This is a genomic window from Chryseobacterium antibioticum, from assembly GCF_012927325.1.
GTDB lineage: Bacteria > Bacteroidota > Bacteroidia > Flavobacteriales > Weeksellaceae > Chryseobacterium > Chryseobacterium antibioticum.
In genome coordinates this window covers 61,734-74,988 of the sequence record NZ_JABBGI010000015.1, presented here as the reverse complement: position 1 = coordinate 74,988, position 13,255 = coordinate 61,734, and the positions used below count along the sequence as shown (strand labels likewise).

The window sequence follows — 13,255 nt, the reverse complement described above, 5'->3', positions numbered from 1 at the left end:
GTGAAGATAGAGCGTCCCGTACACCATAGATTTCAGTATCTGTTGGAATTCAAAAAAACAGAAAGGAAATGGCACTTTCCGTTTCTTGCGGCACTCTGCATCGGAAGTTGCCTGTTTATAGGATATTTTTTAGGAAAACCTAATTACGGTAGCTTGTCTAGTTTGGGAGCTTTGACTATTTTGTATTTTACATCAGCGCCTATCACGCAGCGGATGGTTCATCTGGCGGTATGTGCATTCGGGATGGTTTTTTCTTTTACCATCAGCCTGTTTTTTAGCTTTAATGCTTATGCGGCGGGTTTGTCTTTGGGAATCGTTTCTTTTCTGGCTCATTTCATTACGTCGTATTTTAAAGTTCCCCCACCCGGAAATTTTTTCTTTATTATGCTGGCAGCGATGGCGAGCACGTATCAGTTTGACCTTGAAATGATTCCGGTAAGAGTAGGGCTTGTGGCTATGGGAGCGATTTTATCGTGTACATTGGCTTTTCTATATTCAGTGTTTATAGAAAAAGGAGAGGTTTTATCTCTTCCAAGAAGGAGAAGTTTTAATAAAAGAAGATATACCAAATTTGTAGAAAGTAGCATTATCGGCTTCTTCATGATGCTGACGCTGATCGCAGGACATCTTCTGAAATTTGAAAACACCTACTGGATCTCCATTGCTACAATAGCGATTATACAGGGCCGGAATTTTGAACACGTCCGCCAAAGGAATATGCACAGAATCCTGGGAACCTTTATTGGAATAGGTTTTGCATGGCTGATCCTGCTGTTTGATCCTGCAAAAATAGAAATGATTATCATGATCACGGTTTTGCAGTTTATTATAGAACTTCTGATCGTAAGGAATTATGGTTTTGCAGTGATATTTATAACACCATTAACGATCCTTTTGACGGAAACCGGAAGCCTGGTTCATCATGATGTGGAAAATCTGATGCATGCAAGACTTCTGGACACCATTATCGGAAGTTTAATAGGACTTGCCGCTGGTTTTTTTCTTTACCATCAGCAGATTATTAATAACTTAGAGAAAAATATACGGTACTCGTATTTTCAGTTTAAAAAATTAAAAAAATAGCTATGTTGCGTATTCTTACCTTATCCGCCTTTTTATTGTGGAGTTGTAATCCAAAAGCTCAGGATTCTCCTAAAACTGATGAATTGAAAGTAGAATTTCCATTACCTAAAAAACTGAAAGAAGTTTCCGGAATAGTATTGTCTCAGGATAGAAATACCATTTGGGCTATAGAAGATCAGGGAAATAAAAATGTAGTGTATGGTTTGGATATGCAGGGGAAACTGGTAACTGATGTTCTGGTTGAAAATGCTGAAAATAATGATTGGGAGGATATCACAAAAGATGGACAGGGAAATATTTACATTGGTGATTTTGGGAATAACGACAATATGAGACAGAATCTGGCTATTTTAAAATTAGACTTAAAAGATGCTTCCCAAAAGACAACAAAAGCCATCCAGACAACAAAATTTCATTACGAAGGGCAAACAGAATTTCCACCAAAAAAGTCGAACTGGCTGTATGACTGCGAAGCTTTCGTAGAGATGAATGGGAATTTTTATCTTTTCACCAAAAACAGAAGCAAAGGTTTTGACGGAACTTTCCTGGTATTCCAGATTCCTAATAAAGAAGGTGATTTTGAAGCCAAATTAATCGGAAAATTAAAACTTGACGGGAAGTACAGTGATGCGGCCATTACTTCAGCAGCAGTGAGCAGTACAAATGATAAAATCGTTTTGCTTACCCATAAAAATATTCATGTACTTTCAGGATTTACAGCGGATAATTTCAATACGTCCAAAATTGAAAAAATAACGTTAAATCATGATTCACAGAAAGAAGCGGTTGTTTTTCTTGATGATAAAACCCTTTTGATTGCTGATGAAAAAGATAAAAGTACAGGAGGAAATGTATATAGATTTGAATTTAACCCTCAGGCTCAATAATAGCAAAAGGGTTAAACTCAAAAATATCTTTACGGAGTCAGATAAGAAATGTGAATATTTCCGGCTGACAATCTGAAACTTTGAGTATAAACACATCGAATCCTGAAGGTATCATCCTTATTAAAATAGGTAATAGAAGACAGGTTATGGTTTACAGCCAAGGTACGTTCGCCGTGTCCTGTAGATATGGACGCCAGTGTTGCCGTGGCTGGAGAGACCTTTTGAATAGACGACTTGGCCGTTCCTGCCGTATATCCATTACCGTTCAGGCTCAGGTCATACGTAATGTAAGGGACAATGTTGTAAAATCCGGGCTTCACGACTGTGAATAATCCTGTACCGGTATCATACTTCAGATACGTATTATCTATTTTGTTACTTACGTTATAGACATAGCTCTTTGCGTAGCTGTCATGCGTACTTACCGGGCTACTGCCGGTACCGGTATAGCTGCCGGAACTAGGGTTCGTATCGGTTTTATTACCGACAAATACGACCTTTAAAAAATTCTGAGATTCAATAGTGCTCCAGGTTGGTGCAGCTCCTGCTCCGTTGGACATCAAAACTTCACCCCGGTTTCCCGAATTTCCTCTTGTTTTGGCATTGCCGCCCACATTAAAGTCTTTGACGACCTGAAGGCTTCCGTTGACGTGTAGTGTACTTTGTGGTGTTGGGGTCTCTATACCCACTTGTGCATTTGCGTTTAAAGACATGACAAATAATGCCATGTATAATAGCGTTTTCTTCATCCAATAGTTTGTTTTTGTTGAAATAATTTAAAACAAATATAGATTCTTTTTAAAACATTGAATTTTTCAAAGAAGTACAAACATATTGGTCTATGGATGTGTATGTTTAAGGCTGAAGAAAATATGAATTGGTTTTCCTGATCGTATTTACTTTATCTGTAATGATTTACAAATGAATAGAGCGGGTTTTTAAATTTCTATTTTATTGAGATTTAATGAGTACAGCTAATCTTTCTACACTTTGGAATGTAGAATTTAAAGTCTTCATGAAAAAACGGCTCGATCTAAAAAGTCATTCCAACGCCTGCGGAGATCCTGCCTCCATCAGAGCCATAGAAGTAATTCAGTCTTGCGGAGAACATATCTACAACGCTCATCCAGAAGCCTGCTCCTATAGATTGGTGCCATTTTTTAGAATCTTCATTGTCATTCCATACGCGTCCAAGGTCATAGCCTACCAGAACTCCCATATTCGCTGGGATGATATTGTTTCTGACCCTTCCGAAATCCCAACGGATCTCAGAATTGTTGGTAAAATAAGATTTCCCTGAAAATCTGTCATTTCTGAAGGCTCTCATTCCGTTATTACCGCCAATACTTGCTGCCTGATAGAACTCAAAATTGTTGTTACTGATCCACATGGCATTACTGGAATTCGCAAAAACGAAGTTTCCTCTTTTGTCCAGTCTGTGGTCTATAGTCAGTGTTCCGTTAAGAGTGAAGAAATTCTTTTCCGTATTGGAAAGATTCGTTCTCCAATCCGCGTTCATTAAGAGTTCAAGCCCTAAAGTAGGAAATGCTTTATTATCTAAATTTTTGAAGCTGAAGGTATAGTTGGCTCCGGCAAACTGCTGACTTCTGAAAACTTCAGTTCTTACATCCGGCGACTGGTCTACAAAGCGGTCTCCTTTCTGCTGAACCTTATTGTCCTCAAACGTAAGCTGAAACTTATGTTCAAGGTTCATCCAGCTTTTTTTAGAGATCGATGGTGCGAAATTAAGCTTAGAGATCCTGGCTCTGTTGTATTCTCTTTCTGTATTTTCTTTGTCGTATATACTTTCATTGGACAGTCCGAAGAAATTTTCGGAGAATTTCGGGGTCGTATAGGCTGCATCAAGATTGAAATCCCATCCCGATATTGCTTTTTTGAAAATTCCTTTATAGGCAACGTTAAACCCACCGGTAGCTGTGTAAAAATTAGCCTTAAGACTGTGTTTTTGAGTATAGGGATCACGGATGAAATTATTAACTGTGTAATTAGCCAAAACGCCTAAGATCACACCATCATCAGGATTGTAATCGGCGTTCGGATATCCTGCAAAGAAATTATATTTCGGATGCTTATAATTGTAGGTGTTGATATCGTAATCATCAGAAATATTTTTTGTGGCAGAACCGTTGTAGGTGTTTTTCTGAGATTTAAAATCATAAATTTTCACACTTTTCCCGTCCGCAATATTGTACACATCGTGGTTGTAGCCTCCAATAAGCCTGATGTTCATCTTTGGTCTTCCTTCTCCTGAAACATTATAAATGTCATCGTCTTCAAGACCGTAGATCCAAAGTTCTTTCGTTTTTGAATCTTCATAGGTTTTCTCAAAAACCAATTCAGGATTTTCCTTGTTTTTGTCTAATTTATATTGTTTTACAGTAACAGAGTGTCCGTTTTTTGTAATAACGAATTGATCAGGATTCACCGTTCCTGCCAGAGAAACTTTTTCCTGCAGTACATCATAATACTGAGCAGCATAATCCTGCAGTTTTGTTTTTCTTATTTTTAATTTTCTCTGAATATCAGCGATAGTTTCATCTTTTACTTCTTGGGGAAGATTGGTGAATGCCTCATCAATATCAGTATCCGTAAGATGTTCCTGAATATATTTGGCCTGTGCATTCCATTCCTCCTGTGTGGCACCCTTTAAAAAGATAAGATCTAACGGATAGGGCTCCATATTGATCCATTTCACGTTTTTGATCTCTTCTTTGAACGTTTTCATGTGGCGGATAGCCGGAACATTCATAATAATCTTGAAAGCAGCGCCATCATATTTACTGAAAGCCTGATCTCTGTCTTTTGGGATAGGTTTGTAAATAACTTTGTCACCGTCCTGATATTCGGCCCATTTCCACTGATCCGAATGCCTGTCCCAGTCACCGATCAGCATATCAAAGATCCTTGCCCGGATATAGGATTCACGGTCTACAGAATATTTGTAATTTTTGGTGAAATTTTTCAGAACATCATCCGTAGAAACAATATCCTTAGCGTTATCAAGGGAAGCTAAAGTTTTAGGATCAGAAGAAAAACGTTCTTCGATCATATACATTTCATCACCGTAATTTTCATTGTATTCTCCTAAAGCATATTGCTTGGGAATATAATGTAATTTCGGATTGCTGTGGAAGATATTCAGTTTATCTGCCATATTTCCTACTGAAAATGGTGTAAACGGATGGTTGGTTGTATAAAAATCAAGCAGGAACTTTTCAGGAAACGTGTTGTTCAGCTCATTTCCAAAAGTGCTTTTTTTGAAAGCCATATTGTTAAGGAAACGTACAGCACTCTTTTTCACGCCACGCATAACAAATTCCTGTCCGTCTGCTGCTTTCAGTCTTAAACTGTTCGACTGGTTTCCTCCCCCTTCTCTGAAAGGGGTAAATCCGCCATTCAATGAAACCAGATCGGCTGTAGGCGCCTCAATAGGGATACCATAATATTTTCTGTAATGTTCTCCCCATAACCAGCGGTACACTTTTCCTTTTTTGGTAAGCTCTACAGGATAAACGCTGGATTGAACTGTACCCGGAAATGATTTTGGATAGTTGTTTACAAATACATCGGGTTTTGAAATCACCGAAATATGGGTAAGCTTTTTCAGGGTGTTATCTTTTGTAGAGAAATACTCCACGTCTGTGCTTTGGTCTTTTCTGATATTCAGAACTGCAAAGCCACTGCCTCCGTAAGAAAAATCGGTCTTTTCAGCAATGGTGGAAGGATCTGTTTTAGAACCTGCACCGCTGATGATCTGTCTGATGTTTCTGTCTTCATGATACTGCAGATTATGATCATGTCCGGAAACAAAAATAATATTTTCTTTATCCTGAACAATGCTCTTCAGTCTGTTGGCCAGATCTGCATAATGCTGATTATTGATGTCTTCAAGACTTGCTCCGGAAGAAGTTCTTAGTACATTGATCACACTGGCTACTACCGGAACCGGAATTTTGCTTTTCAGCGGATAAAGATGTGATTTCGCAGAGTTGAACCCTGCATGTGTTCCGCTGCTGATCACAGGATGATGCATGGCAACAATGATTCTTTTATCCTGGTTTTTAGTCACAAGATCTTTAAACTCTGTGAAGAAATCTTCGCGGGTTTTGATCGTACAGTTTTTGTTGACACCCGGATATTGATCCCAGTTGACCAATGCCCATTCGGTATCTATAACGATAAGTTTAATGTCTTTGGAGAGATTGATATCATCAATGCCACATGAGTTTTTAGGAAGGAAAGCTTTTTTGTCATTAAAATAAGCCTTTACAAGATCTTCCTGGGCTTTTAATCCTTCCAGACCATTATTCCAGTCATGATTTCCCGGAATGACCAATGTTTTTCCTTTGAAATTTTTGGTGATGGCAAACTGGTTTTCAAGTTTCTGCTTCGCTAATGCATAATCTTTGTCTGATTCTTTGGGAAGCCCGTTGGGATAAATATTATCGCCAAGAAAGATCAGCATAGAGTTGCTGTCTGCAGAATCCAGTTTATTTTTGAGTAAATTTAAGGTATTCTGTGCCTGCGGTTCATCCGCATTTCCGGCATCTCCGATCAGGAAAACTTTAAAATCATTCTCAGATTTTATATCAGAATTTTTAACTTCAAATAAGTTTTTACCCTTTTTTACGTTATATGTTGCGCAGGAATACAGAACTCCTGCAGATAATACTGCTCTAAAGGCAATAGAAGTATTTTTTAAATGAGTTTTAAAGGATAAAGTCATAAATTTACATTAACAAAAAATCAGGAATGAGCATTTTACACAAAGCTAAAGATTATGTCGAAATCTTATTCAAAGATAAGTTATCTTCTGTATACTTTTATCATAATTTTATTCACACGACCTACACTGTAAATAAGGCCGAGGAGATCATGCGAAGTACGCCCGTGTCCAAAGAGGACCAGGAAAAGGTTCTGCTTGCGCTGTGGTTCCATGATACGGGCTATGTAGAGTGCGCCCAGAACCATGAAGAAAAAGGGGTGAGCATTCTTGCCGGTTTTCTGAAGCAGGAAAACTATCCTGAAAATTATATCGAAGATGTATCCCGATTAATTCTGGCGACAAAGATCAGCTACGAACCGCAGAATCTTCTGGAGAAGATCGTGAAAGATGCAGACTGCAGCCACTTTGCGAGCCATGATTATAACGATATCTCAGATGCACTGAGAAAAGAGTGGGAGCTTACCAACGTAAGATGCTTCTCCAATGAAGAATGGAATGCCGGAAACCTTGATATGCTGAAAAATAAGCATCATTACTATACAGAATATGCCAGGGAAAACTGGGAGCCTCTGAAAAAGAAAAACATCAAGAAAATAGAAAAGAAACTGGAAAAAGAGGAGGATAAAAAAGAGGAAAAAAAGGAAAGTTCAGAGAGTAAAAAGGAACCTAAAGAGGCAAAATCTGACCGTAGCGTTGATACCCTGTTCAGAGTTACTCTGAATAATCATACAAGATTGAGTGATATTGCAGACAGCAAGGCGAATATTCTTCTTTCGGTCAATGCAATCATTATTTCAGTCTGTCTTTCTGTACTGGTTCCAAAACTGGATACCCCTAAGAATGCTCACCTGATTATTCCAAGCTTTGTATTGTTGCTTTCAAGTGTTTTGACCATTATATTTGCGATATTATCTACTAAGCCTAATGTCACAAAGACTAATTTTTCCGCTCAGGATATCACAGACAGAAAAGTGAATCTTCTGTTTTTCGGAAATTTTCACCAAATGATGTTCAATGATTTTCACGATGCGATGAAAGATCTCATCAAGGACAGGGATTATATCTACGATTCTATGGTGAAAGATCTTTACTTCCTTGGAAAAGTTCTGGATAGAAAATACAAGCTTTTATCGATAACATATAAGATTTTTATGGCTGGAATTATTATTTCCGTACTTTCTTTTGCCTATGCTTTTCTTTCCCTTTAATTAAAAAAATAAATACAGATGATTATCAGACAGCGGACCAATTGGCTGAAAATGTTGTTTATATGGAGAGGTTCCGTGTTGAAGAAAATTGTTGTCCAGCTGAGTGTTATTTTATTATTTTCACTGTCCATCTATTTTTTTAAAGGAAAGATCTTCGATTATAAAGTACATCTTAATCCTACCATTTTTACCTTGCTTGGTCTCGCGCTGGCTATTTTCATGGGATTCTGTAATTCTGCAAGTTATGACCGTTTTTGGGAAGGTCGTAAGCTCTGGGGATCATTGGTCATTGAAACCAGGTCTTTTACAAGACAAATTCTTTCACTGGTGAATGATCCGTCACCGGGAGCACAAGAAGAAAAAGAAAAGATCATCCAATTAATATCAGCATTCTGCTGGTCTCTGAATTATCAGTTGAGGGATAAATCCGGGACAGAACATTTAATAAGGCTTCTTTCTCCGGAACAGACAGAACAGCTGAAGGGTAAAAAATTTATTCCTAGCATTATTCTGGGCTTTATTGCAGACTGGCTGAATGAACAACAGCGGAAAGGAAATATTGACACCATTGTGATGACCTCTATGGACCATCAGCTGAATCAGTTCTCCAATATTTCGGGAGGATGTGAGAGGATTTATAATACGCCGCTGCCTTTTGCCTATAGCGTTTTGCTTCACCGTACGGTGTATCTGTACTGTTTCTGGCTGCCTTTTGGGTTGGTGGACAGTCTGGGCTGGATGATGCCTTTGATCGTTCTTTTAATCAGCTATACATTCATTGCACTGGATGCTATTATCCAGGAGATTGGAGAGCCGTTTGGGGAAGAGGAAAATGATCTTGCCCTGAACAGTATATGCAGAACCATTGAATATTCTATTTTTGAACAGGCGGGCATACCACAGGATGAGCTTAAAAAGCCGGATTCTTATTTTATAGATTAAGCTGAGCTGTTTGTTCGAAGATAGAAGATGAAGGTATTAAATTCAGGAAAACAATTAAAATCAGTTTCATGAATGTTTTAAACTTCCACAGATAACTTCGTTAGCTAGCCAAAGAAATCCTCAACGCCAGCAATCCTGTGATTCCCTGCAGATCTTCAACTTTTAGAAACTCTACATCATTCTGAAGAATTTCTTTTTTCTGAAGCTTACTGATGTATTCCAGATATTCTTTCTGATTCTCCATGCCGAAGTAGACAATGGTGATTTTTCCGGGACAGGTTATTCTTTCTGAAGAGTCTTTAACGTGGGCTTTGTCCAGACGTTTTTTTATGATTTCGTAATAAGAATTGTAAGCGCCATCTACATCGAAGCGTTTTTCATCCATTCTGAAGCGGATGTCTATTTTTTCATTGTAAACAAAGATGAGCGACGCAATATCCAATTGGATGGGAAGATCTCTTTTAAAATTTTGAAATTCACGCTCCATATTGCACATGGTTTTCAGCTGCCAGTATCTTAATTTATGAACTTCTTTTGAAGTATAATTAAGATCCGGAGCAATATTGTGCCCGATGTACAGGTTATGCTCTACACCATCAGATTTAAACCTTTCATAATAATGCGGAAAAATCTGTTGGGCTTTTACCTGGCCTTCATCCAGCATGTCTGCCAGCTTTCTGTTAACCAGTGTTATAGAATCATCCAGGCTTTTTCTGTTGGCGTAAAATAAATTGGTTTGTGTAAAGACCTGTACAAAATAATCTTTGATCTTCGTCTTTATTTCTCTGTCGGTTTTCAGTTCCAGTTTTCCCTGCAGATAAGGATGGGCCTCTTCCCTAAGGAATCTTTGGAGGCGCTGCTCGGTATCGGCTCTGATCTCGTTGTTCAGTTCATTTTCAAAAGCATCCAGAGCCATGAAATATTTCTCTGACTCAGAATTGATCATTGCGAAAATCTCCTGAAGGCTTTCAATCTGTTGGTTGAGGTCTTCAAGCATCAGGTTGAAACGTTTTTCTGAAGAAGAGCGGATATCAGAGAACCCAAACAGTGGAGTCAGGTTTTTAAATGAGATCTGCTTCAGTGTATACATTTTTTTCCCCAGTGAAGCATTGAAATATTTTTCGGCTTCATTCCTGAATTTCCACACAACACTGTCGTGAATAGAGGTGTATTCACGCTGGATAATAGCCTCTATCTGATAGTTTTTTTCATAACTGAACCTGTTCAGAGAGAAGAGAATCATATCGGTGAAAAACTCCATTTTTTTCAGCTTTAATCCGTTGAAACTGTTGGCCTGTGGAGATGTAAATTCCATGATAGCCAGAAGATTATTGTCTTTCATGATGGGAATCACCATGAAGCTGTTGATATTGTTATCCCTAAGAATATTAAAAGAAGGGAGTTCTTTGATGTTGTCATCCAGATTGTCGACATTCGAGATGACAATCGGTTTGGAATTGTGATTTAAATTGGTAAAAGTACTTTTTCGGGTTTCTTCATCAAATGCATTGATCCAGAAATCTAAAACATGATGGGTGAAAACATTTTCGTAGATCGGAAGTTTGCCTAGTTTCTGATCTTTTTGATCAAATAACATTAATCCGAAATTAAGCTCCGGGACATCGAAATAAGACTTGAAAATTTCCACAAGATTTTCATCCGGGCTCAAATCCTCCGGATCAATTTCTATCATACTCGATTTAAGGTCGGACAGGGCTACTTCTGAAGTGCAGTCTACCAGGGAAATGATTGTAAACCCTTTTAGTACCCATGATTTTGAAGGGAAAAACTTTTTCCAGAGTTTAAAATCGTCCAGGTTTTCCAGCAGCATATCCAGCACATCATCTGTTGGAATTTTTGCTTCTTCAGTAGGATAAATCTCTGTAAAATCTGAATTGACCGTAATTTTATAATGTTTCATGATTCCCAGCCTGTTTGGGATATCATAATAAAGAGGCATGGTACTTTTGATATCTCTTTTGAAATAACTCTGAAGGATAAGACAGCAGCAGAATACGTAAAATTCATCGTCCCCGATATTCCTCAGCTCTATTTCAAAATCTTTTCCGGCATCTTTAAGTATACCCTTAAATCTTTCGGTATAGTTGAAAGTGGTTTTGGAAAGCGGAATACTGGCCGCTTTGATTTCATTGTGTGTAAGACCGGTAGGGAAGAGGTCTGCAAGAATTTGCCTGATGAGGTCTTCATGCTTTTCGAGAAGGGCTTCATCCAGGAATCCATCTCTTAGCTCAGGAAATTTTTTTGTTCTTTCAATTAAAGATTCAGCATAATTAACCCGATACTCCAAACGGTCGTTATAACGGATATGTTCCAGCACATCCAAATATTTTTTGAACGATATAAGAACCTGAAAGGGAGCGTCTTTTTTATAAAGATTGGCCAAGAGCTGTAATTTAAAGTAAAGTTATGAAAAAAAGGGCACTTCCGAACGTTGCGTCAATTGGTGAAAACTATCTTTTCGGATAGCTTTACTTCTTTTTCTTAAACAAAATTCGGAAATAGATAACACATTATCTGTTACTGCTTTTCTTTTTAAAAAAATCTGCAGTTTTATGAAAAAGATGGGGATAAAATTCTGATGTTCTGATCTTTAATTCTTTGGTTACCGGAAATAGAAATTTCATTAGCGGAACACTAAATATTAAGGTGATAACTGCGACCAGCATACTGTAATTGGCTGTATCTGTTTTGTCTTTGTTTATATACAAAACCATGGCAGAAATGGATACCGCAGTCAATAAGGTTATAATGAATTTTTTCATGTGATCAAGGTTATTCAAATTTAGCTGTTTTCCGGGATATTTAATATAAAAACTCTGTGTTTCTAATGGAAAGTTTTTCAGAATACTCGGCAGCCACAAAAAAAGCACAACTGAAAAGTTGTGCTTTTGTATATTTTGATATTGAGATCTTACAATCCGAACTGTCTTGCAAACAGATCAGGGAAAACACCCAATAGAATAATAGATGCGATTACAAATACCGCTACAATATTGTACGTAAGGGTTACTTTTTCTGAAGATTTGAATGTAGAATCTTTGAAGAAGAACATAGAAATGATCAGTCTTAAATAATAGGCAATAGATACTGCAGAACCTAAAACAGCTACCAATACTAAGAAAACTCCGTGCTTAGAATTCATCGCCTGAGAGAATAAAGCAAATTTCCCCATGAAACCGGCTGTTAACGGAACTCCTGCCATTGAAAGCATAGAGATGGCTGCAACTGTAGCCAGTAGAGGTTCTGATTTTGCCAAACCTTTGAAAGCTCCGAAAGAAGTTTCTCTCTTCAGTTTTTCCACATAAATAAGACACATGAAAACACCCACTGTAGATAACGAATAAGCGAATAAATAGAATCCTAAATTATAGGTAGAAAGGCTTGTCATTCCGAAGAATACCAATCCGATGTATCCTGCATGAGAAACGGAAGAGTAAGCCAGCATTCTTTTGGCGTTGGTCTGGGCAAGACCCATAACATTGGCTAAAAGTAATGTGATGATCAGGAATACTCCAAAAACATTAATCCATTGTTCAGTAACTCCTCCAAACCCGATGGTCATTAATCTGAATAAGGCATAGAATCCTGAGATCTTTACCACACTCGCCATAAATGCTGTGATCAGTGAAGGGGAACCCGCATATACATCCGGACTCCACATGTGGAAAGGAGCTAATGCTACTTTGAATGCCAGTGCACAAAGAATAAGCAGAACGCCTAAAATGAACATGACATCTTTAGGATTTTTAACTCCGAAATCCTGGATTTTATACAAGTCAAAACTTCCGCTGCTTCCGTAGATAAATGCAATACCGAAAAGTAAGAAACCTGTCGCAAAAGCACCCATCAGGAAATATTTGATCGAAGCTTCGTTTGATCTTAAATCAGTTTTGTTGGCACCTGCCATGACATACAACGGAATGGAAAGAATTTCTACCCCTAAGAAAAGGGTTACCAGATTCTGGAATCCAAAAAGGACGATCCCTCCGCATAATGCAAAAAGCATCAGTGCATATAATTCCGACTGGTGGCTTCTGTGGTTGCTGAACGCAAAACCTCCAAGGAAGAATAACAATAAGGTTGTTACAATAGATATTTTGGTGAATAACGCAGTATTTGCAGTATATTCATACATGTGTCTGTACTTTTCAAAGAAAGCACATTCAGGTAAGAAACTTACGTATAATGCGATGATCAATCCTAAAATCCCAATGTATCTTGCGAATTTTCCTTGTTCAAAAACTCCTGAAAATAACGCAATAACTGCCGTTAGGAAAACAATAATTAAAACACTCATAATATAGATTTGAGATGTGAGATTTTAAGTTAGAGTGTAAAGTTCAAGGTTTAAAGTTTAAAGTCGGTGG

The 13,255-nt window shown here is 37.9% G+C and carries 9 protein-coding genes; 4 read left to right on the top strand and 5 right to left on the bottom strand.

Translation table 11 applies throughout. The features are described 5' to 3' along the window. Both HHL23_RS22835 and HHL23_RS12950 read left to right on the top strand, forming a co-directional pair. A complete protein-coding gene (locus HHL23_RS22835) occupies positions 1-1,083 on the top strand; it encodes an FUSC family protein (protein ID WP_169235211.1) in 1,083 nt (360 codons plus the stop codon). 2 nt (positions 1,084-1,085) lie between these two features. Further along, positions 1,086-1,970, top strand: a complete 885-nt coding sequence (locus tag HHL23_RS12950; protein ID WP_169235210.1) for a hypothetical protein — start codon at positions 1,086-1,088, stop codon at positions 1,968-1,970. Between the two features lie 29 nt (positions 1,971-1,999). Here HHL23_RS12950 and HHL23_RS12945 read toward each other — a convergent pair whose 3' ends face one another. Together HHL23_RS12945 and HHL23_RS12940 are read right to left on the bottom strand one after the other, a co-directional pair. Further along, entirely contained in the window at positions 2,000-2,719 is a 720-nt protein-coding gene (locus HHL23_RS12945) for a hypothetical protein (RefSeq protein ID WP_169235209.1), read from the bottom strand. Positions 2,720-3,003: 284 nt separating this feature from the next. Further along, the gene (locus HHL23_RS12940; RefSeq protein ID WP_169235208.1) at positions 3,004-6,717 is read right to left on the bottom strand and encodes a metallophosphoesterase; all 3,714 of its coding nucleotides are present in this window, start codon (positions 6,715-6,717) and stop codon (positions 3,004-3,006) included. Between the two features lie 26 nt (positions 6,718-6,743). Between HHL23_RS12940 and HHL23_RS12935 the strand changes: the two genes are divergently transcribed. Then, positions 6,744-7,925, top strand: coding sequence for a Pycsar system effector family protein (locus HHL23_RS12935; protein ID WP_169235207.1), 1,182 nt, complete (start codon positions 6,744-6,746; stop codon positions 7,923-7,925). 18 nt (positions 7,926-7,943) lie between these two features. After that, on the top strand, positions 7,944-8,867 hold the full coding sequence (locus tag HHL23_RS12930; protein WP_169235206.1) for a bestrophin family protein: 924 nt from the start codon (positions 7,944-7,946) through the stop codon (positions 8,865-8,867). Between the two features lie 100 nt (positions 8,868-8,967). On the opposite strand, the gene HHL23_RS12925 is transcribed toward HHL23_RS12930, so the two are convergent. The 3 genes from HHL23_RS12925 to HHL23_RS12915 form a co-directional block, all read right to left on the bottom strand. Then, positions 8,968-11,271: a GAF domain-containing protein gene (locus HHL23_RS12925; RefSeq protein ID WP_169235205.1), complete on the bottom strand. Its 2,304-nt coding sequence runs from the start codon at positions 11,269-11,271 to the stop codon at positions 8,968-8,970. Positions 11,272-11,398: 127 nt separating this feature from the next. Continuing rightward, entirely contained in the window at positions 11,399-11,650 is a 252-nt protein-coding gene (locus tag HHL23_RS12920) for a hypothetical protein (RefSeq protein ID WP_169235204.1), read from the bottom strand. 149 nt (positions 11,651-11,799) lie between these two features. After that, positions 11,800-13,185: an NADH-quinone oxidoreductase subunit N gene (locus HHL23_RS12915; RefSeq protein ID WP_169235203.1), complete on the bottom strand. Its 1,386-nt coding sequence runs from the start codon at positions 13,183-13,185 to the stop codon at positions 11,800-11,802. Positions 13,186-13,255: the final 70 nt, after the last annotated feature.

Coding starts and splice junctions, on each gene's coding strand:
- HHL23_RS12935 (WP_169235207.1), top strand. CDS start 6,744: ATGAGCATTTTACACAAAGCTAAAGATTATGTCGAAATCTTATTCAAA.
- HHL23_RS12915 (WP_169235203.1), bottom strand. CDS start 13,185: ATGAGTGTTTTAATTATTGTTTTCCTAACGGCAGTTATTGCGTTATTT.
- HHL23_RS12945 (WP_169235209.1), bottom strand. CDS start 2,719: ATGAAGAAAACGCTATTATACATGGCATTATTTGTCATGTCTTTAAAC.
- HHL23_RS12930 (WP_169235206.1), top strand. CDS start 7,944: ATGATTATCAGACAGCGGACCAATTGGCTGAAAATGTTGTTTATATGG.
- HHL23_RS12920 (WP_169235204.1), bottom strand. CDS start 11,650: ATGAAAAAATTCATTATAACCTTATTGACTGCGGTATCCATTTCTGCC.
- HHL23_RS12950 (WP_169235210.1), top strand. CDS start 1,086: ATGTTGCGTATTCTTACCTTATCCGCCTTTTTATTGTGGAGTTGTAAT.
- HHL23_RS12940 (WP_169235208.1), bottom strand. CDS start 6,717: ATGACTTTATCCTTTAAAACTCATTTAAAAAATACTTCTATTGCCTTT.